Below are 19,948 nucleotides of genomic sequence, written 5' to 3'. Positions count from 1 at the left end.
CTCCCTCCTCAGTTTCCTTATTTCGGGTATTCAATCCGGCTATGAAAAATACCGTTCAACGTTTCACAAATCACTTGTTCCACAGTACGGATTTCTTTCAAGGACAACTCACATTCATCGAATTGGCCATCGTTAAGTTTGTCCTTCACTATCGATTTAACCAAACCTGAGATTTTTTCAGGAGTCGGTTCTTTCATTGAACGAACGGCCGCTTCACAACTATCTGCAATTGAAATGACTGCAATTTCTTTCGTTTGCGGTTTTGGTCCGTGGTATCTAAAATCGTCCTCTACTACATCTTTCCCTTGTTCCTTCGCTTTAAAATAAAAGTACTTCAAGAAACTGGTTCCGTGGTGTTGACGTGCGATATCTATAATTTGTTGTGGCATCTTCTTTGCAGCAAGTAGATCTGCGCCATCTCCCGCATGAGCAATAATAATATCGCGACTTTCTTCAGGTGTTAGCTGATCATGGGGATTCACACCATGCTGATTTTCGATAAAATACAAAGGTCTTACAGTCTTTCCAATATCATGATAGTAACTGCCCACTCGAGCTAGTAATCCATTCGCTCCGATCGCCTCACAAGCCGCGTCGGCTAAATTGGCGACCATCACACTGTGATGATACGTTCCTGGTGTTTCTGTCAATACCTTTTTCAATAGTGGATGGTTTGGATTGGATAACTCAACTAGACGTAAATCAGAGACGATCCCAAATATCGATTCAAAGAACGGCAACAAGCCAATCGTGAGCGCCGCAGAGAGAATAGCTGAGCTGATTGCAGCTATCGCATAAAAAAGTATTTCCGAAAGCGTATAGGTAGATTGTGTCATAAGTAGATAAAACGCAACGTACAACAAATTTGCAATGGCGACCGCCAAGCTTGTTCTCATAATCGTAAGACGTCTTCCACTTTCACCAAGGACAAGTAGCGCCGTTACACCGCCTAGTAGGAAATACAATACTACTTCCATTTGCATTATCGACGTAACGCCTTCTTGTAACATGAGGCCACTTGTTGCAGCAATCATTACGACAGAGAGTATGGCTAATCGTTCATTCGTAAGAATTTTCACTAGCAAAGGTGCTAATGCAGCAGGAAAAAGAAATGAGACTTGGACATCGAACTCTTTTTCCAATACACCTGTAAACTTCATCATTACAACAACTAAAAAGAAAATCGAGTAAAAGATAAGTAGTGCTTTCTTTAAGACTTGTTTATCTTCTTTTCTTGACATGAAATGAACATAGACAAGACCCGACAAAAGGACAATCAAACAAATTAGTGCAAGTATCGGTTTGATAGATGTTTGGTTTGTCAGCAATCCTGTTACTTCAAGCTGTCGGTAAATTTCCTTATCAATCACTTGACCTTCCCTTACAATCACTTGCCCTTGTAGGATTCTGGTTGGTTCTATACTATCTCGAGCCTGTTTCAATCGTTCCTCTGTCAAATCTTCGTTGACAGTTTCTGTAGGGACAATTAACGGTCGTACTAGCTGAATCATCGTTTGAACTTGTCCATCAGGAATTTTTGAAGAAGTTCTGAGTTTACGCTCAGCATCATATTGAGCAACCGTTACATCTTTTGCCTTAATCGGTTTCGATAGTTCAGATGCCACAATTTTAATGAGTTCAGAGCGCATCTCTAGTAATACTGCTTCATTTTCAGTGAGTAGTCCTGTTAAAACGGTTTCACTCAAGTAAATGTCTGGTTCAGTCTCTTTTAATTCTTTTAACTTATTATTCATTTCACGAATTGCCGATTTCAGCGAAGTTGCCGAAATCGTCTCTTCTTCACTTAATGTACTTTTTTTCACTTCAAGAATATAGTCGAACAACGAGGAAGCGATTGACTGTCGATTGGTAGAAATCTCTTCATTGAACTGATATACAGGTGGTTGTTCTTCTGCAACACGGTCACGCTCTTCCTCTGTTTTCACAGTATCCTCTACCGTTTTTAAAGATCGGAGCGTACTTGGGGCAATTTGAAATGGTGTTAACTCATAAGTCTCTTGCTTCACATCATCATAAATGAAAAAAAATAAAACGACTGCAGACAATCCAATAACCAACCAGGCAGTTACATGAAACTTTAAGGACTTGATAAGTTGGATCAACGGCTTTAGCATCCCTTGAATCCCCTTTCAGTCTGAAATACAAAAAGTATGTAAGGAGCAGCCCGGTTAGGACTGCTCTTCTTCGTATGCATCGATAATTTTTGCAACAATAGGATGTCGGACCACGTCAGCTGGCTCTAAATATTGGAAGTGGATCTCTCGAACTTTTGACAAAATAGACTCCGCCGCAATGAGGCCCGACTTTGAACCCTTGGGTAAATCTATCTGTGTCTTGTCTCCCGTAATGACCATTTTAGAACCGAAGCCCAATCGAGTTAAGAACATTTTCATTTGAGCATGCGTCGTATTTTGCGCTTCATCAAGAATAACAAACGCATCATCCAGTGTACGTCCTCTCATATAAGCAAGAGGAGCAATTTCAATGGTTCCTCGTTCTATTAGACGTTCCGTATGTTCAGCGCCTAACATATCATGTAGTGCGTCGTAAAGTGGACGCAAATACGGATCGACTTTGTCTTTTAAATCACCAGGCAAAAAACCTAAACTTTCTCCAGCTTCCACAGCCGGTCGCGTTAAAATAATTCGTTTTGCAGAACCGGTTTTCATGGCATGCACGGCAAGTACAACGGCCAAATACGTTTTCCCAGTTCCAGCAGGTCCAATACAAAATGTTAGGTCGTTCTGTCGGATTGCTTGAACATATTCCCGTTGTCCGATTGTTTTAGCACGAATCACTTTCCCTTTACTGTTCCGAGCGATTTCCACATCATACAGTTCGGCAAAGTATTCAATAGTACCATTATTCACCATTTCAATAGCAGTTGCAACATCTCTTTGGTTTATTTGGATTCCTTTGCGAATCACTTTCAACAATTGTTCTAAGAGTTGTTTCGCTGCATCTGTATTCTCTTCCGACCCTTTGAGAGAAATCGTTTCACCTCGTGACAGTACAGCAACGGATAGATTTTCTTCAATCAGCTTAATGTTCTGATCGGAAATTCCAAGTAACATGATCGCTTCGTTTGGATCTTCTAGATGTAGTTGAAGTTGTTGTTCACTCAATCAATCGTCTCCCCCTTGGGATAATGGTCTTTTTACCGCAATATTTTCGTTGATCAAAAAAAGTATAGTCCCTGTTACTTTATCACTACCAAACGTCACCTGTAAAATATTTTCATCCTTTATATCCTTTTCAAATGAGGTTTCAGATAGTAATTTATGTTTTAATAATGGGACTAAAAAATTTTTCTCCATTCCTTCTTCTAAAGTAATTGTTTTTACGGTATTATCCACTTCTTCATTCCACTCTACAATCTTCCAAAATGGACGATTTGCAGATTGTTGTTTCAGCCATGGTAAGTGCCATTCTATAGACACACTTTTTTCCCCAGCAGCGCGATATTGAATCGTTTTCGGTAATGAGAATTTGTACTCTAGCCAATAGTCCGCAAAAACAGCACCTTCTGCTCCTACTACTGCCACCTTATCACCTTGTTCTAATACGCCTGTCGCCAGCAGATCCCCTTTTTTAACGGTTTGGTTAAGTCGAGCGACCCTTTCTCCACTTTTTAGCTGAAAGCCTGTAATGACTCCTCCAGTGCGTGCTGCTAACTCACCCGGTTTCCCTGTTTTTTCAACCTTGCTTGAGGTTTTTGGTGAAATCATCGGAATCACAGTAAGTGTTGCACCCTTTTTTTCGAAGCGCACCCATGATAAGTCCGGCTCATCAGTCATAATTTGGCTCCGGATCGTTGTCTCATCTGGTAGCTGACGCAACAACTTCATTGGAACGACTGCTGACTTTTGCAAAGTTTGTTCTATTCGTTCAGCAATTTCAGGATGCTCCGCATCAACGTTTACTTGCCACAAAAACAGCGAAGCAAGAAACGGGATAATGCAGAGCAGTAAAGCGACCCACGAATGGAATAATCGATTAATCGGGGTTCCATCACCTAAGCGCTCAACATGGACTTTCAATTTAAATCGTCGCCTATTTGTACGGATGTACTTTAAACCACTTGAGTCTGTACGAAACCAAATAGCACCATCTATGTGTTCAAGTCTCGAAACACGTTTCTTATTCCGAATCATCTCGTTCACTAGATGTGCGGGTTTTCCTTCGCCTTTCAATTCTACGTCAAATAGCTTACGCTTCATACACCTCTCCTTCCTTCGCGTCTTTCGTAATCCGAAGTTCGTGTAACTCTGTGAAGGAGAGTAACGCTGATTTTTCCATTAACATGTCAAAATGAATATCAGTGCCTTTAATATGGATGATATAACCTTCCTTACGTAATTTCGCATACCCTTCAGAAATGATCACTAGCTCATATCCACCAAGTACTTTGAGTGAAGTTAAATCTTCCAGTGAAATTAAAGATCCCATTTCAAATAGTTTTCTCAACGCATTGACCCCCTATACCATTCTTATGCTCGGTACAGGGGGTCAATGCGTATTGGTTTATAGTTTAGATTTAGGTGGCCCCAGAATTTCTGAAAACACGATCCCTCTCAGTATATCTTGTTTACTCGTAACATCCACATTAAGGGATTCACTCTTCACAAACCGCTGTTGGTCTGGATTATGCGTCGAGAGTCTACCTGAAGATCGAGAACTTGTTTGTCTTTCTGGTCGACCTGATTTTGGGCTTACAGGCTTTCTCATAGGTGCTTCAGGAATTAAAACAGGTTCAATCGGAACGGGTTGTTCTGCGACCGTTTTCCGCTGATCTTGTTGGATTTCCTTATAAATTTCACCTGTTAGCTCTTTTAATCTTTTAAAAGGATCCATCTGTTCAGAGGTTGATGACTGTCGTGTCTGAGTCTGTTGAGCTCGTTGTGGCATCGACTGTCTCTCTGTCACTGGTTGCTTTTTAGGCATTTCAGTTTTCTGAGGTGTCCCTTGCTTCTGACTTTGATCGTCGCTCTTATTCTTCTTACCGAATAACGTACTGATAAGTCCAATCGCAATCAGAATTATAATTTGTTCCATCAGCACATCCCCTTTCCGGGAAGTTGCGGTTTATCATTAGTTCTTCGGCTTATTGTCCTGATCGCCAGAACCGCTTATTTTCCCGATGGAATCTCTCATACCTGTATCTGCTTGAAGATTCTTATAGTTCATGTAATCCATCACACCAATATTGCCGCTACGAAGTGCTTCAGCCATAGCAAGTGGTACTTCTGCTTCTGCTTCTACAACCTTTGAGCGCATTTCAACAACTTTGGCACTCATTTCTTGTTCGCTAGCAACAGCCATTGCACGACGCTCTTCAGCTTTTGCCTGTGCAATATTCTTATCTGCTTGAGCTTGCTCAGTTTGAAGTTCTGCACCAATGTTCTTACCGATATCAACGTCAGCGATATCAATAGATAGGATTTCAAATGCTGTTCCAGAATCCAATCCTTTTGTAAGGACTGTTTGAGAAATCAAATCCGGATTTTCCAATACTTTTGCGTGGTCAATTGAAGAACCGATTGTACTAACAATACCTTCACCAACACGAGCAACAATTGTCTCTTCACCAGCACCACCGACGAGACGGTCGATGTTAGCCCGAACTGTAATACGCGCTTTAGCTTTCACTTCGATACCGTTCATCGCAACACCCGCGATGAATGGTGTTTCAATAACTTTAGGGTTTACAGACATTTGTACAGCTTGCAACACGTCACGACCTGCAAGGTCAATTGCTGCAGCACGTTCGAATGTCAGTTCAATATTTGCACGTTGAGCTGCAATTAGTGCGTTTACAACGCGGTCAACGTTACCACCAGCAAGGTAATGACTCTCTAGCTGATTAATCGAAACGTCCACTCCTGCTTTGTGTGCTTTAATGAGTGGGTTTACAACACGGCTTGGAATTACTCTTCTAAGACGCATTCCCACTAATGTAAAGATGCTTACTCTGACTCCTGCTGATATTGCGGAAATCCACAATGCAACCGGTACGAACGTAAAGAACACAGACAAAACGATAATCGCAACGACGGCGATTACTACGATCCCAATTAGACTACCACTGATCATCCTTCATTCCCCTCCATTTCTTGAAGTTCCCTGACAACTGTCCGAGATCCTTCAACTTTCACTATCTTAACACGCTTTCCTTTATCAATGTAGTTTCCTTCTGAAACGACATCGATTCGTTCTCCGTCTAACACGATTGCTCCTGATGGACGTAACGGTGTTAGAGTGATTGCTGTCTTACCAAGCCAATCAATACGGTTTACATTGGAAACATATCCGCTTTCCGTATCCGTTGAGTCCATAAGAATCATTCTGTTCAACAAATGCAGTTTCTTTCCAAAGAATTTCATAATAACCACCATCCCCGTTGTAGCAATTATTAGTGCAATGAGCACAGAAATCGCCATATATGCAGGATTCGCACCTGCCATTATAATACTACCGGTGACAGCGACTGCACCCGCTATTCCTGCAATCCCATGGGGCAAGAACAACTCCGCAACAATCAATCCCGCACCAAGGAGGAACAAGAGAATCGCTTCATAGCCCGCTAAACCGGCTATCAAATGTCCGTAGAAAAAGAGTAATAGAGCTGAAACTCCCATTGTACCCGCTACACCAAATCCTGGGGAGTACAATTCTACAATTAACCCAAGACCTGCTATTGAAAGTAATATTGGAACAACTACAGGATTGGTAATGAATCGTGCAATCTTTTCACTAAATGTCGGATCCGTAGAGATAGTTGTTGCATTTTTCATGCCGATTTCCGCCAACAACTCATCATAATTAGCGACTGTTCCTTCACTGTATCGGACATCCGGTAATGCAGCTTCACGGTCAGTCAATGTTAACAACTCACCTTTACCCGCGCGGAATTCCGGGAGATCTTCCTCAGGATTTGCCATAGCAAGTGCAAATTTAGGATCACGTTTTTGTGACTCAGCCGCATTTTTCATGGCAGCTGACCATGCACTGCGGGCTTTCTTATCTGCCGCATTACCAGAACCGTCAATCACTGCAGAAGCACCCATTGTAGAACCTGGTGCCATATAAATTTCGTCTGCATGGAGGGCAAGAAAAGCCCCTGCTGATAAAGCCCGTTTGTTGATGTATGCAACAATTTTAGGTTCAGTCTCATCCATTAGCTTCGCGATTTCACCTGCAGTATCTGTAAAGCCTCCTGGTGTATTGATATCAAGCACAATTACATCTGCACCTGCTTCTTCAGCCTCATTGAAAGAACGTTTTAAAAACGCATACAATCCCTTCTCTACTTCATCATGAATAGGAACTTTGTAAACGGTTCCAGTTTTCGCTAGAGACGTAGTCGAAAATGGAAGTGCAACGGCTGATACAATAAGTGTCAAAAGCAGAAATCCTCTAATGAGCTTCTGCAAAAACCCCACCTACTTTCTAAGTTGATTGCTCTTCAAGTATACCTATTATACGGACGAAACACACGTAAGTTTCACTATACGGAAAGTTTCTTGTGAAAAATATTTCTGCGATTGTGAGTTCTTAAGGTTCAATGAGCTCTTTGGACTACTATCAAGAAATGAACTTAATTTGTGAAGCTAAAAAAATAAGCCAGAAAATCCATAGGATTTTCTGGCTTACGCGCATTTTACTGGGTTAACGTTGCTTTAAGCAAACAATATAGGAGTTAATCAGAATTTGCGTTTACGAGCAGCTTCAGATTTCTTTTTACGCTTAACACTTGGCTTCTCATAAAACTCATGCTTTCTTACGTCTTGTATCGTACCACTCTTTGATACAGTACGTTTGAAGCGGCGAAGAGCATCTTCAAGTGATTCGTTCTTACGAACAGTTGTTTTAGTCATCTCTTGTCCCTCCCTCCGAACACACTTCGAACATAGCATACTGCTATGTACTTGAAAATTATAACGTATTATTTTCTAACGGTCAATATAAAAGTTGAAATTAATAGTCGGATTTTGACTGAAGACCATTCATGATTGCAACACCAGAGCTTGCACCAATGCGTGTTGCACCTGCTTCTTTCATAGCTGTCAAATCTTCTAAACTACGAACTCCGCCAGAAGCTTTGACGCCCATTTCTGGACCTACCGTGCTACGCATCAATTTAACGTCTTCAACTGTTGCTCCGCCAGTTGAAAATCCTGTGGAGGTTTTTACAAAATCCACTTTCGCAAGAACTGATAATTCACAAGCTGTACGCTTTTCTTCATCTGTAAGCAACGACGTCTCAATAATCACTTTTACGATGGCTTTTCCTGCTGCTGCGTTCACAACAGCTTCGATGTCTTGTTGAACTGCTTTCGTATCTCCACTTTTTAAAGCACCGATGTTAATGACCATATCAATTTCACTTGCGCCGTTTTCAATCGCATTTTTCGTTTCAAATGCTTTAACCTCTGATGTTGTTGCACCGAGCGGAAAACCGATAACAGTGCAAGTTTTTACCGAGGTTCCCTTAAGTAATTCAGCAGCAGTCTTTACCCATGTTGGGTTCAAACATACAGAAGCAAATTCGTATTGCTTCGCTTCATTACAAAGTTCTATAACCTGTTCTTTTGTAGCATCTGCTTTTAATAATGTGTGATCGATCATTTTTGCTATTGAATTCATAGTTATGACCTCCTAGAGGATGTACGTACCTCTTCCATCATATCAGAATCAATCCAAATAGAAAAGAAACCACTAGGCACAATGCCCAGCGGTTTCCATTAATGGACTAATTCTTGTTCTTCTTCCATTACTCTAACGAATTGTCCTTCATTGTAAGGATATCCTGCCTTTAATAATTTCACACGAACAATTTTACCGACCATTGCTTCGTTAGCAGGGAACACCACTTTTAAGTAATTGTCGGTATAGCCTACATACAGATCACTTTCCGGATCTTCTTTGAACTTCTCTTCTGGGATGACTTCAAGAACGTCCCCTTCAAACTCGGCTGCATACTGCTTTGCAAGCTGATCATTCAGTTCGATCAGACGATGAACGCGATCATTTTTCACGTCTTCATCCACTTGGTCTTCCATGCGGGCTGCAGGTGTCCCTGTACGTTTTGAGTATGGGAATACATGCAATTCCGAGAATCGATGATCACGGATGAAATTATATGTCTCCATAAACTCTTCTTCCGTTTCACCTGGGAATCCTACAATCACATCTGATGTGATCGCTAGATGAGGCAATGCCTCACGAAGACGATCCAGACGCTCTGCAAAGAACTCCATCGTATATTTACGTCGCATTCTCTTTAGAACGGTATTAGAACCAGATTGGATTGGTATGTGCAAATGGCGAACGATAATTGACGAGTTATTTAAAACCTCAATCACTTCATCCGTCAGCTGACTTGCCTCAATCGAACTAATACGAAGTCTTTTGATTCCTTTGACTTTTGTTTCGAGATCGATAAGCAACTTAGCGAGATTATAGTCTTTCAAATCCTCACCATAGCCACCTGTATGGATACCTGTTAATACGATTTCCAAATATCCAGCATCGACTAACTGCTGGGCTTGGCGAACAACTTCTTCAGGATCACGTGAACGCATAAGACCACGAGCCCATGGAATAATACAGAATGTGCAGAAGTTGTTACACCCTTCTTGGATTTTCAACGACGCACGTGTACGGTCAGTGAAAGCAGGTACATCCAGTTCTTCGTAGACCCTATTTTTCATGATGTTACGGACAGCATTGATTGGTTGACGTTCTTCACGATATTCTTCGATTAACCCAAGCAATTTTGTACGATCTTGCGTACCGACTACGATATCCACGCCAGGGATGGCCATAATTTCTGCAGGTGAAGTTTGTGCATAACAACCTGTTACACAAATGACTGCATCTGGATTTTGACGAACAGCACGCCGAATGACTTGTCGACTTTTTTTGTCTCCTGTATTGGTAACTGTACATGTATTAATGACATAAACGTCAGAGTTTTTTTCAAAGTCAGTCCGTTCATAGCCAGCATCTTTAAAAAGCTGCCAGATTGCTTCAGTTTCATAGTGATTCACTTTACAGCCCAATGTATGGAAGGCAACCAATGACATCAGCTGCTCACCTCTTTCATTCAAATTCGTAAGACATGGCGGATAATACGTATAATGGCGCAGTTTCTGTGCGGAGAATACGTGGCCCAAGCGATATAGGTAAGAACCCAGCATCCCTTAATATTTCTGCTTCGGATCTTGAGAGACCACCTTCAGGACCAAATAATACCAGTATCGTTTGTCCATGATACACCTTCTCGAGACGGACCGCAATTCTTTTTGAAGTTCCTTCTTTTGCTTCTTCTTCATCCGCAAATAGACAAACATCGAAAGATTTTGCTTGCTTCAATATCTCTTTAAAAGTGAGAGGCTCCGAAATCTCTGGAATGACGGTTCTATGAGATTGTTCAGCGGCTTCCTTGGCAATTTTACGAAGCCTTGCTGTTTTTTTGTCTCCCTTTTTTTCGTCCCATTTTACAATAGATCGTTCTGCTTGAAAAGGGATGATTCCTGTCATTCCTAGTTCAGTTCCTTTTTGGGCGATCAACTCCAACTTATCCCCTTTAGGTAAGCCACACGCTAGTGTAACTTGCACAGGAAGTTCACTCATAGAAGAAGTATTACCTGTATCCTGTACAGTTACACCATCTTCATCAAACCGAAGAATTGTTGCAATGTGGCCAACGCCTTCTGAAACACAACAGATTTCTTCACCTTCGCGCATACGCATCACACGAGTAATATGCTTTTCGTCTTCACCAGTTATCATTGCAATGCCGTCTTCTTTAAACGGCTGATCAAGAAAATAGCGTTGCACGTTATTCCCCCCGTTTGCGGGCAACCAATGCGACCCAATCTTCCATTACAACAGATTCAACGATTTCGAATCCTTTTTGAATGAGATCTTCTTTTACAAAGTCTTTTTTAGCCCCTATGATACCAGATACGATGAACAACCCGTTATCCGCTAATAGCTGAAATGCGTCTTGCGAGAATGTAACAATCACTTCAGCCAAAATATTGGCGACGATTAAATCTGCTGGCTCTTTGACAGAATCCAAAAGGTTGCCGTGCACGACTTCAACTTTTTCGTCACAATTATTTAACGCAATGTTTTCTTTTGCTGACCGAACTGCAACTTCATCTAAATCCAAAGCGAGTACTCGTTTAGCATTCAACAAGGTTGCACCAATTGCGAGAACACCCGAGCCTGTTCCTACATCGATGACATAGTCTTCAGGCTTCACATACTTTTCAAGTGCTTGTAAACACATGACCGTAGTCGGATGAGTACCTGTGCCGAATGCCATTCCTGGATCCAACTCAATAATTAGCTCATCAGATTCCACAGGTACATATGTTTCCCAAGTTGGAACAATGGTGAAACGTCCTGAAATCTTCACCGGATGATAATACTTTTTCCAAGCAGTCGCCCAGTCTTCTTCATCCACTTCCGTAGTTGTTATGGCTTTCTTACCTGTATCCAAATTGAATTGCTTCAGTTTATCAATCGATTCGCTAATTTCCTGCACCGTTTCTTTTAAGAAACTGCTTGCTGGTAAATAGGCTTTCACTAAAACGCCTTCAGAGGGAAAGTCTTGTGGATCCAAGTCATATATTTCGCCGAAACGATCTTCATGAGTACGTTCAGGTTCTCCTGAATCTTCAATGACTACACCACTTGCTCCTGCCTCATGAAGTATGTTGGCAACTGCCTCAGTTGCCTCATTTGTCGTGTGAATCGCTATTTCAGACCATTTCACCTACGCTCAGTCCCTTCAATCACCTTTAATCGATCGTTTGATTTTATCAAACAGTGAACTTGAATATTCTCCCGGAGCATCCCCATCGATTGAAGCGAATTCCCGAAGCAGTTCTCTTTGTTTTTCCGTCATTTTCTTAGGTGTCAGCAATTTCACAATTACATGCTGGTCACCGATTCCATGCCCATGAACATTTTGAATCCCTTTTCCACGTAACCGGAATGTAGTTCCTGGTTGTGTACCAGCAGGGATTTTCAAATTCACAGACCCATGAATAGTCGGCACTTCTATCTCATCACCAAGAGCAGCTTGTGGGAATGTAAGCGCAACTTCCAAAATGATATCATCCGCTTCACGAATGAACTTCTCATGTGGTCGCACCCGGAACACGATATACAAGTCCCCTGATGGCCCACCATTTACTCCCGCTTCACCTTGACCCGCCACGCGTAGTTGTTGCCCATCGTCAACACCTGCAGGAATGGTAATCTTGATTTTTTTACGTTTTTTGATTCTGCCGCTACCATGACAAGTTTCACACTTCTCAGGAATGATCTTACCTGTACCTTGACAGACGTTACATACTTTTCGATTCACCATTTGACCAAGTGGCGTGTTTTGCGTAACTGAGATTTGACCAGTACCGCCACAATTTGTACATGTTTTCGCAGAAGTCCCTTTTTTGGCACCACTTCCATCACATGTATTACAGACTTCTTCACGAGGTATTTCAATTTCCGTTTCTTTACCGAAAGCAGCCTCCATGAAGTCGACGGTCATTGTATATTGAAGATCGTCTCCTTTACGTGGTGCATTCGGGTCGCGGCGACGTCCTCCGCCACCACCGAAGAACGAACTGAAAATGTCATCAAATCCAAATCCATCTCCACCGCCACCAAAGCCGCTGAATCCGCCTCCGCCAAAACCTTGGCTCGGATCTGCATGCCCATACTGGTCATAAGAAGCGCGCTTATTTTCATCACTAAGGACTTCAAAAGCCTCTGTAACTTCTTTGAACTTATCTTCCGCCCCTTCTTCTTTGTTCAAATCCGGGTGGAACTGTTTGGAAAGTTTACGATAAGCTTTCCGTATTTCTTCTTTAGTAGCCGTTTTCGGCACTCCAAGTATTTCATAATAATCCCGTTTGCTCATTCATCTACACTCCCGAAACTCATTTAGCGTTGTGTGCATTGTAACACTTTTTGAGTAAGTTTGGTAACAAACGAAAAAGCCAAAGCCGGAATATCGGACTTTGACTTTTCCGTCAATCAGTTATTGATTTAGTTTTTCTTGTCATCTTCTACTTCAGAGAAATCAGCGTCAACGACACCGTCATCTGAATCCGTTGCATTTTCGCCTTGAGCGTTAGCTTCAGCTTGGGCTTGCTCATACATTTTCATAGTCATTTGTTGAACAACCGCTTCAAGAGCATCTTTCTTTTCTTTCATCTCTTCAAGGTTATTTGCTTCAATTGCAGCTTTCAAAGCATCTTTCGCTTCTTCAACGCTCTTCACTTCTTCTTCAGACACTTTGCCTTCCAAGTCTTTCAACGTCTTTTCAGACATGAATACGAGTTGGTCTGCTTCGTTACGAAGATCTGCTTCTTCTTTTTGCTTCTTATCATCTTCAGCGTGAGCTTCAGCGTCTTTTACCATGCGATCGATTTCATCATCAGAAAGACCTGAGCTTGACTGAATTGTGATATTTTGCTCTTTTTGAGTTCCCATATCTTTCGCTTTAACTGTAACAATACCGTTTTTGTCGATATCGAACGTCACTTCGATTTGTGGAACGCCACGTGGTGCTGGTGGGATATCCGTCAATTGGAAACGACCAAGTGTTTTGTTGTCAGTTGCCATCGCACGCTCACCTTGAAGTACATGGATGTCTACAGCTGGCTGGTTATCAGCAGCAGTTGAGAACACTTGTGATTTACTTGTTGGAATCGTTGTATTACGGTCAATCAATTTCGTGAAGACGCTACCCATTGTCTCAATACCAAGAGATAGTGGAGTTACGTCAAGCAATACTACGTCTTTTACGTCCCCAGTTAGAATTGAACCTTGAACAGCCGCACCCATCGCTACTACTTCGTCCGGGTTAACGCCTTTGAATGGCTCTTTTCCAGTTTCTTTCTTGATCGCTTCTTGTACTGCTGGGATTCGAGTAGAACCACCAACCAAGATTACGCGATCTAGATCTGAAGGTGAAAGATCCGCATCTTTAATAGCTTGACGAGTTGGAATCATAGAACGTTCCACTAGTGATGCAGTTAGTTCGTCAAACTTAGTACGAGACATTGATACTTCCAAGTGAAGTGGTCCCGCTTCTCCTGCTGTGATGAAAGGAAGTGAAATTTGTGTGTTTGTAACACCTGACAAGTCTTTTTTCGCTTTTTCAGCAGCATCTTTCAAACGTTGCATTGCCATCTTGTCTTTAGAGAGGTCAATACCGTTATCTTTACGGAACTCCTGCACTAGATATTCGATGATGACATCGTCGAAGTCATCTCCACCTAATTTGTTATCTCCAGCAGTTGAACGTACTTGGAATACGCCGTCGCCAAGTTCAAGTATGGAAACGTCGAACGTACCGCCACCAAGGTCATAAACTAGGATTGTTTGGTCCTCATCTGTTTTATCCAAACCATATGCAAGTGCTGCTGCAGTTGGCTCGTTGATGATACGCTCGACTTCAAGTCCAGCAATTTTACCAGCGTCTTTTGTTGCTTGACGTTGTGCGTCGTTAAAGTAAGCAGGAACTGTAACAACTGCTTTCGTTACTTTTTCACCAAGATATTCTTCTGCATAGCCTTTCATGTATTGAAGGATCATTGCTGAAATCTCTTGTGGTGAATATTCTTTGTCTTCCACTTTTTCTTTGTAATCTGTTCCCATGTGGCGTTTAACAGACATGATTGTGTTCGGGTTTGTAATCGATTGACGTTTTGCAACTTCACCGATTTGACGTTCTCCATTTTTAAACGCAACAACTGAAGGTGTCGTACGGTTGCCTTCCGGATTTGGAATAACTTTTGCCTCTCCGCCTTCATATACTGCTACTACTGAGTTTGTTGTTCCTAAGTCAATACCGATAATTTTACTCATATCTAAATTCCTCCTAATTTTGGTTCATCAAAGTTTTTAGTAGAATAGTTATTCGTTCACTTTAACCATTGCAGGTCGGAGTACGCGATCTTTCAACGTATACCCTTTCTGCAACACTTCAAGCACCGATCCTGACGGGAAATTCTCATCGGAGTCTGTCATGACGGCTTGATGGTAATTCGGATCGAATTCAATACCAGCTGCTTCAATTTCAGTTAATCCTGATGATTTCAAGGCCTCTTCCAAACTACGGAATACCATTTCCATACCAGTAAGTAATGACTTGGCATCGTCACTTTCTGCTTTAACAGAAAGTCCACGTTCAAAGTTATCCAATACCGGTACAAGGTTTGTCAAAACCTCTTGTGAACGGTATTTTTGCAACGCTTCTTTGTCTAGCGTAGCTCTTCTACGAGCGTTATCCAAGTCCGCTAATACTCGTAAGCGTCTGTTCTCTTCTTCCTGCAACTTTGTCTTCAACTCTTCAATTTCAGCATCTTTTAGTTCTTCTGCTGTTAGAGTCTCTTGTTCTTCCACTTCAACTGTTTCATCTTCAACTGTATCAGCAGTCACTGCTTCGTCCTGTTGTACAGAAGTTTCAGTGTCCAACTCTTCAGATGTTTGGCCATTTTCTGTCATGATTCGTTCCTCCTATCCGTTCTTCCCTCAATTGTGAGTCTCGCAAGTGCAGTAGAAAGATCATCACTTAAAATATCAAGCAATGTAATTACTCTGCCATAATCCATACGTTTCGGCCCAATGATTGCAATTGAGCCAGTCATATCCGTACCTACTGCATAGGCTGTCGTTATGACACTAAAATCATCTAATGTTTGCTCATTGTTTTCTGAACCAATCCGTACTTGGATGCCTGCGAGATCATTTTTGAACAATGTGAGCGGCATCCCATGCTCAATTGCTTCTAAGAACGTTTTTACTTTTTGAACATCATTAAATTCTGGTTGTTTCATCATGTTCATCTGACCGCTGTAAAATAGACGTTCCTCTGTTTTACCTGCCATGGCGTCTTGAATGGAAGTAAGAATTGTACCCGCATTTTTGACATGCCGTTCAAACAACAGTTTCGATTCCGTAGCTAGTTTACGCGGTATTTCAGACAGCGGAGTTCCAACGAGTCGCTCATTCAAGAGATTGACCATTTTCTCAATATCTGAAGGCGATAATCCGTCAGCTGCATCGAATACATGATTCTCCACTCTTCCGCTATTCGTTACCATAATGGCAACTGCTTTCGATCCTGATAAGGGAACTATTGAAAACCGTTTTACTTTATGAGCCGTTGTATCCGGCCCTAGTAAGACTGTTGTATAGTTCGTCAGTTCCGAAAGAATAGATGCTGAATTCCTGATGAGTACTTCCGCTTCCAGAACTTTTTCCTGAAAGACTGAACGTAATTGAAGGTTGTCCTCCATTTTTAGCTTTTGAGGTGTCAGCAAGTGGTCGACGTAAAATCGATATCCTTTTTCAGAAGGAACCCTTCCCGAAGACGTATGGGTTTTCTCAAGAAACCCCATATCTTCAAGATCCGCCATCTCATTTCGGATGGTTGCCGGACTAAAAGGAGCTTCCTCCTTTTTGGAAAGTTGCCGGGAGCCCACTGGCTGAGCGGATTCGATGAAGTCGTTAACCGTCAGTTGCAAGATAAGCAATTGCCTGTTTGTCAACATAATCATCACTCCTGTTAGCACTCCTTTTAAACGAGTGCTAATACTACTCATAATTTATCAAATGACAAAGATAGTGTCAAACATTTGAATCTTGTTTCATCCAAGAAATTGTTGAAAGGCTTCGTTTCCTTTAAAAATTCCGTTTCGCGTTAGGCGAATTCGATTCTCATGGAGTTCAAGCAAATCTTTTTGCATGAGATTCTGGATGACCGCACCGTACTTTTCATCCATTGTAATTCCGAATTTTTCAGCGAAGTGTTGGATAGAAACTCCTTCTGTTTTTCGAAGTCCGAGAAACATTTCTTCTTCCATGCTTTCTTGAAGAGTCACTGTATTCTCTTCTTTTCTTGGCAACTCACCAGTTCCCACATGTTCCATATACCGTTTTAGAGGTGCGATGTTTGCATAACGAACACCATTAAGATAGCCATGAGCTCCTGCCCCGATTCCAGCGTATTCATCGTTTTCCCAATAGATCATGTTGTGAATAGACTCACTGCCAGGAATTGCAAAGTTACTGATTTCATACTGTGATTTTCCTGCGCGCTCCATCCTATCGATAAGTTCTGCAAACATAACCGTCTCTTCATCTTCCCCTGGTAACGGAAGTCGTCCTTTATTCATCAAGTTATAAAATACCGTCTTCGGTTCAACGATAAGCGAGTACCCCGAGTAATGTGGTAACTCAAGCGCAAGTGCTTGGTCTAGCGTATCTTTCCATTGAGCTTGTGTTTGCCCTGGCAACGCATAAATCATATCAATGCTGATGTTTTCAAAACCAGCGCGTCTGGCGTTGTTGACAACTTCAATTGCTTGCTTTGGACTGTGAGAACGACCGATTTTTTTCAATAGGTCCGCATCAAATGATTGAACTCCTAAACTTAGCCGTTTCACTTGACCATTTTTTAACACGTTCAGTTTATCCATTGTTAACTCATCAGGATTCGCTTCTGTTGAAAACTCCGTTAAAGCTTTGACATTTATATAGCTATGAACAATTTCAAGTAATCGTTCTAACTGTTTTGCTGTTAGTGCTGTTGGAGTTCCTCCTCCGAAAAAAACAGTTTCAACTTTTGTGAAATCGGCCCCGCTTTGTTTTAACAACGACAATTCTTTGTCTATCGTCTCAATGTATTCGTCCACTGGTTGGTTTTCAAAAAATACTTTGTTGAAATCACAATAGTGGCAGATTTGGTGGCAGAATGGGATGTGGATGTAAATACCTCTCATTAGTTGCTTTCCCTCCTGTAAACGCCAAACAGAGGGCTATATGCCCTCTGCTCATGCAGCTTATTCCAATTACTCTTCGTCCATACGTAGTACTGCCATGAAAGCTTCTTGTGGCACTTCTACTGATCCTACTTGTTTCATCTTCTTCTTACCTTCTTTTTGCTTTTCAAGAAGTTTTCTCTTTCGTGAAATATCTCCACCATAACATTTCGCAAGTACATTTTTACCCATTGACTTAATCGTCGAACGTGCAATGATTTTTTGTCCGATTGCAGCTTGTACTGGAACTTCGAATTGCTGACGTGGGATCAGGGATCTCAACTTCTCAACAATCGCCTTCCCACGGTCGTATGCGAAATCACGGTGAACGATAAAGCTAAGCGCATCGACAGTCTCGCCATTCAACAAGATGTCCATCTTATTAAGTTTGGATTTCTTATAACCGATTAATTCATAATCGAGGGATGCATACCCTTTAGTTCCCGATTTTAGCTGGTCAAAGAAATCATAAACAATTTCCGCTAATGGTAGTTCATACATAATGTTGACACGGGAAGAATCCATATAGTCCATCGTAAGGAAATTGCCTCGTTTTTTCTGACAAAGTTCCATAACTGCACCTACATAATCATTCGGTACCATTATCGATGCTTTAACATAAGGCTCTTCCACGTATTCCGTTTTTTGTGCATCTGGCATCATTGAAGGATTGTCAACTTTCATTTCACTACCGTCTGTCATGACGACATTGTAAATTACGCTTGGTGCCGTGGTGATTAAGTCGATATTGAATTCTCTCTCAATTCGCTCTTGAATGATCTCCATATGGAGAAGTCCTAAGAAGCCACAACGATATCCGAACCCGAGAGCTTGAGAAGTTTCCGCCTCGTATTCCAAAGCCGAGTCGTTAAGCTCAAGCTTCTCGAGCGCTTCTCTTAAATCATTGTATTTGGAAGTGTCTATCGGATATAAGCCACAGAACACCATCGGATTCATCTTACGGTACCCTTCTAATGCTATATCTGCAGGGTTTTCAGCAAGTGTTATTGTATCTCCCACTCGTGTATCCCCTACTGTTTTAATAGCAGCTGACAAATAACCAACATCTCCAACTGTCAATTCATCCCGTGGTGAGATCTTTGGAGTGAAAACACCAAGATCGACAACTTCGAATTCTTTTCCAGTTGCCATCATACGAATTGTATCTCCTGGTTTAACGGAGCCTTCCATTATCCGAATGTTAACGATGACACCTTTGTACTGATCGTAATGGGAGTCGAATATCAATGCTTTCAGTGGGGCACTTGGATCTCCCGTTGGAGCTGGAACTTTTTCAACGATTTGTTCCAGGATTTCTTCAATCCCGATTCCTGCTTTTGCTGATGCCAAGACTGCTTCTGATGCACCGATGCCGATTACATTTTCGATTTCGTCTTTCACACGCTCTGGATCCGCTGCTGGAAGGTCGATTTTATTTACTACTGGTAAAATCTCAAGATCATTATCTAACGCTAAGTAAACGTTTGCTAAGGTTTGTGCTTCAATCCCCTGTGCTGCATCCACTACGAGTATCGCACCTTCGCACGCCGCAAGACTTCTAGACACCTCGTACGTGAAATCGACATGCCCAGGAGTGTCGATTAAATGGAACGTGTACTCTTCCCCATTCTTCGCAGTATAAGAAATCTGAACTGCATTCAATTTAATCGTAATTCCACGTTCCCTTTCGAGATCCATCGAATCCAAAGTTTGTGATTTCATTTCACGAGCAGTAATGGTTTCAGTTTTTTCAAGTATTCGGTCTGCGAGTGTGGATTTCCCGTGATCGATATGAGCAATAATTGAAAAGTTACGTATATTTTTCTGTCGATCTAATTTCTGTTGATGATTCATCATAATTCTCACTCCTAATTCGGCTAGTATGAATTATAGCAGAAACCGAGCAGGGGTGTTACACATTTCCTTTTCACTATAGATTAAATGCGTAATTCCTTTAAAACTAAAAAAGAGAAGCAGTATCTGCTTCTCCCAGAATGTAGACAAAAGGGATGGGAATCGATTTGATTTCCATCCCTTTTGTCTTTTTGCATCGTTGACTCTGAAAATGAAGG

18 protein-coding genes are annotated in these 19,948 nt (G+C 41.7%); all 18 read right to left on the bottom strand.

All coding sequences use genetic code 11. The annotated features are described in order from the left end of the window. Window positions 1-17 precede the first annotated feature (17 nt). Window positions 18-2,135: an HD family phosphohydrolase gene (locus tag ACR65F_RS16295; RefSeq protein WP_039041694.1), complete on the bottom strand. Its 2,118-nt coding sequence runs from the start codon at window positions 2,133-2,135 to the stop codon at window positions 18-20. A gap of 54 nt (window positions 2,136-2,189) precedes the next feature. Beyond that, window positions 2,190-3,146, bottom strand: coding sequence for a PhoH family protein (locus tag ACR65F_RS16290; protein ID WP_039041695.1), 957 nt, complete (start codon window positions 3,144-3,146; stop codon window positions 2,190-2,192). Next, the gene (locus ACR65F_RS16285) at window positions 3,147-4,241 is read right to left on the bottom strand and encodes a sporulation protein YqfD (RefSeq protein WP_440505053.1); all 1,095 of its coding nucleotides are present in this window, start codon (window positions 4,239-4,241) and stop codon (window positions 3,147-3,149) included. Beyond that, window positions 4,231-4,488: a hypothetical protein gene (locus ACR65F_RS16280; protein ID WP_039041697.1), complete on the bottom strand. Its 258-nt coding sequence runs from the start codon at window positions 4,486-4,488 to the stop codon at window positions 4,231-4,233. Before ACR65F_RS16280 ends, ACR65F_RS16285 begins: the two co-directional genes overlap by 11 nt. 57 nt (window positions 4,489-4,545) lie before the next feature. Further along, window positions 4,546-5,076, bottom strand: a complete 531-nt coding sequence (locus ACR65F_RS16275; protein WP_440505052.1) for a YqfB family membrane protein — start codon at window positions 5,074-5,076, stop codon at window positions 4,546-4,548. A gap of 36 nt (window positions 5,077-5,112) precedes the next feature. Then, entirely contained in the window at window positions 5,113-6,114 is a 1,002-nt protein-coding gene (gene floA / locus ACR65F_RS16270) for a flotillin-like protein FloA (protein WP_039041699.1), read from the bottom strand. Continuing rightward, window positions 6,111-7,424 carry an NfeD family protein gene (locus ACR65F_RS16265; RefSeq protein WP_440505051.1) on the bottom strand — a complete coding sequence of 438 codons (1,314 nt, stop codon included), beginning with the start codon at window positions 7,422-7,424 and terminating at the stop codon, window positions 6,111-6,113. Before ACR65F_RS16265 ends, floA begins: the two co-directional genes overlap by 4 nt. Window positions 7,425-7,724: 300 nt before the next feature. Continuing rightward, window positions 7,725-7,898: a 30S ribosomal protein S21 gene (rpsU, locus tag ACR65F_RS16260; RefSeq protein ID WP_025784794.1), complete on the bottom strand. Its 174-nt coding sequence runs from the start codon at window positions 7,896-7,898 to the stop codon at window positions 7,725-7,727. Window positions 7,899-7,998: 100 nt separating this feature from the next. Next, a complete protein-coding gene (gene deoC / locus ACR65F_RS16255; RefSeq protein WP_039041701.1) occupies window positions 7,999-8,667 on the bottom strand; it encodes a deoxyribose-phosphate aldolase in 669 nt (222 codons plus the stop codon). 98 nt (window positions 8,668-8,765) lie between these two features. Continuing rightward, complete coding sequence (gene mtaB / locus ACR65F_RS16250) at window positions 8,766-10,109, bottom strand: tRNA (N(6)-L-threonylcarbamoyladenosine(37)-C(2))-methylthiotransferase MtaB (RefSeq protein ID WP_039041702.1); 1,344 nt, start codon at window positions 10,107-10,109, stop codon at window positions 8,766-8,768. A gap of 16 nt (window positions 10,110-10,125) precedes the next feature. Next, the gene (locus ACR65F_RS16245) at window positions 10,126-10,866 is read right to left on the bottom strand and encodes a 16S rRNA (uracil(1498)-N(3))-methyltransferase (RefSeq protein WP_125103632.1); all 741 of its coding nucleotides are present in this window, start codon (window positions 10,864-10,866) and stop codon (window positions 10,126-10,128) included. A 1-nt stretch (window position 10,867) separates the two neighbouring features. Beyond that, window positions 10,868-11,812, bottom strand: coding sequence for a 50S ribosomal protein L11 methyltransferase (gene prmA / locus ACR65F_RS16240; RefSeq protein WP_039041704.1), 945 nt, complete (start codon window positions 11,810-11,812; stop codon window positions 10,868-10,870). 15 nt (window positions 11,813-11,827) lie between these two features. Further along, window positions 11,828-12,964, bottom strand: a complete 1,137-nt coding sequence (dnaJ, locus tag ACR65F_RS16235) for a molecular chaperone DnaJ (protein ID WP_440505050.1) — start codon at window positions 12,962-12,964, stop codon at window positions 11,828-11,830. Between the two features lie 128 nt (window positions 12,965-13,092). Next, window positions 13,093-14,919 carry a molecular chaperone DnaK gene (dnaK, locus tag ACR65F_RS16230; RefSeq protein ID WP_125103635.1) on the bottom strand — a complete coding sequence of 609 codons (1,827 nt, stop codon included), beginning with the start codon at window positions 14,917-14,919 and terminating at the stop codon, window positions 13,093-13,095. A gap of 48 nt (window positions 14,920-14,967) precedes the next feature. Next, complete coding sequence (grpE, locus tag ACR65F_RS16225; RefSeq protein WP_440505049.1) at window positions 14,968-15,558, bottom strand: nucleotide exchange factor GrpE; 591 nt, start codon at window positions 15,556-15,558, stop codon at window positions 14,968-14,970. Further along, window positions 15,555-16,607, bottom strand: a complete 1,053-nt coding sequence (gene hrcA / locus ACR65F_RS16220) for a heat-inducible transcriptional repressor HrcA (protein WP_039041708.1) — start codon at window positions 16,605-16,607, stop codon at window positions 15,555-15,557. The genes grpE and hrcA overlap by 4 nt, the downstream gene beginning before the upstream one ends. 96 nt (window positions 16,608-16,703) lie before the next feature. Next, window positions 16,704-17,837: a radical SAM family heme chaperone HemW gene (gene hemW / locus ACR65F_RS16215; protein ID WP_440505048.1), complete on the bottom strand. Its 1,134-nt coding sequence runs from the start codon at window positions 17,835-17,837 to the stop codon at window positions 16,704-16,706. Window positions 17,838-17,906: 69 nt separating this feature from the next. Further along, the gene (gene lepA / locus ACR65F_RS16210; protein ID WP_440505063.1) at window positions 17,907-19,730 is read right to left on the bottom strand and encodes a translation elongation factor 4; all 1,824 of its coding nucleotides are present in this window, start codon (window positions 19,728-19,730) and stop codon (window positions 17,907-17,909) included. Window positions 19,731-19,948: the final 218 nt, after the last annotated feature.

Source organism: Sporosarcina sp. SAFN-010, assembly GCF_059415065.1.
Note: the sequence above shows the minus strand (reverse complement) of the source record. Positions and strands in the feature narration are given on the sequence as shown.

Excerpts from the sequence above, each read along its gene's own strand:
- ACR65F_RS16295 (WP_039041694.1), bottom strand. The coding sequence starts at position 2,135 with ATGCTAAAGCCGTTGATCCAACTTATCAAGTCCTTAAAGTTTCATGTA.
- ACR65F_RS16285 (WP_440505053.1), bottom strand. The coding sequence starts at position 4,241 with ATGAAGCGTAAGCTATTTGACGTAGAATTGAAAGGCGAAGGAAAACCC.
- ACR65F_RS16275 (WP_440505052.1), bottom strand. The coding sequence starts at position 5,076 with ATGGAACAAATTATAATTCTGATTGCGATTGGACTTATCAGTACGTTA.
- floA (WP_039041699.1), bottom strand. The coding sequence starts at position 6,114 with ATGATCAGTGGTAGTCTAATTGGGATCGTAGTAATCGCCGTCGTTGCG.
- rpsU (WP_025784794.1), bottom strand. The coding sequence starts at position 7,898 with ATGACTAAAACAACTGTTCGTAAGAACGAATCACTTGAAGATGCTCTT.
- deoC (WP_039041701.1), bottom strand. The coding sequence starts at position 8,667 with ATGAATTCAATAGCAAAAATGATCGATCACACATTATTAAAAGCAGAT.
- mtaB (WP_039041702.1), bottom strand. The coding sequence starts at position 10,109 with ATGTCATTGGTTGCCTTCCATACATTGGGCTGTAAAGTGAATCACTAT.
- dnaJ (WP_440505050.1), bottom strand. The coding sequence starts at position 12,964 with ATGAGCAAACGGGATTATTATGAAATACTTGGAGTGCCGAAAACGGCT.
- dnaK (WP_125103635.1), bottom strand. The coding sequence starts at position 14,919 with ATGAGTAAAATTATCGGTATTGACTTAGGAACAACAAACTCAGTAGTA.
- grpE (WP_440505049.1), bottom strand. The coding sequence starts at position 15,558 with ATGACAGAAAATGGCCAAACATCTGAAGAGTTGGACACTGAAACTTCT.
- hrcA (WP_039041708.1), bottom strand. The coding sequence starts at position 16,607 with ATGTTGACAAACAGGCAATTGCTTATCTTGCAACTGACGGTTAACGAC.
- hemW (WP_440505048.1), bottom strand. The coding sequence starts at position 17,837 with ATGAGAGGTATTTACATCCACATCCCATTCTGCCACCAAATCTGCCAC.
- lepA (WP_440505063.1), bottom strand. The coding sequence starts at position 19,730 with ATGAATCATCAACAGAAATTAGATCGACAGAAAAATATACGTAACTTT.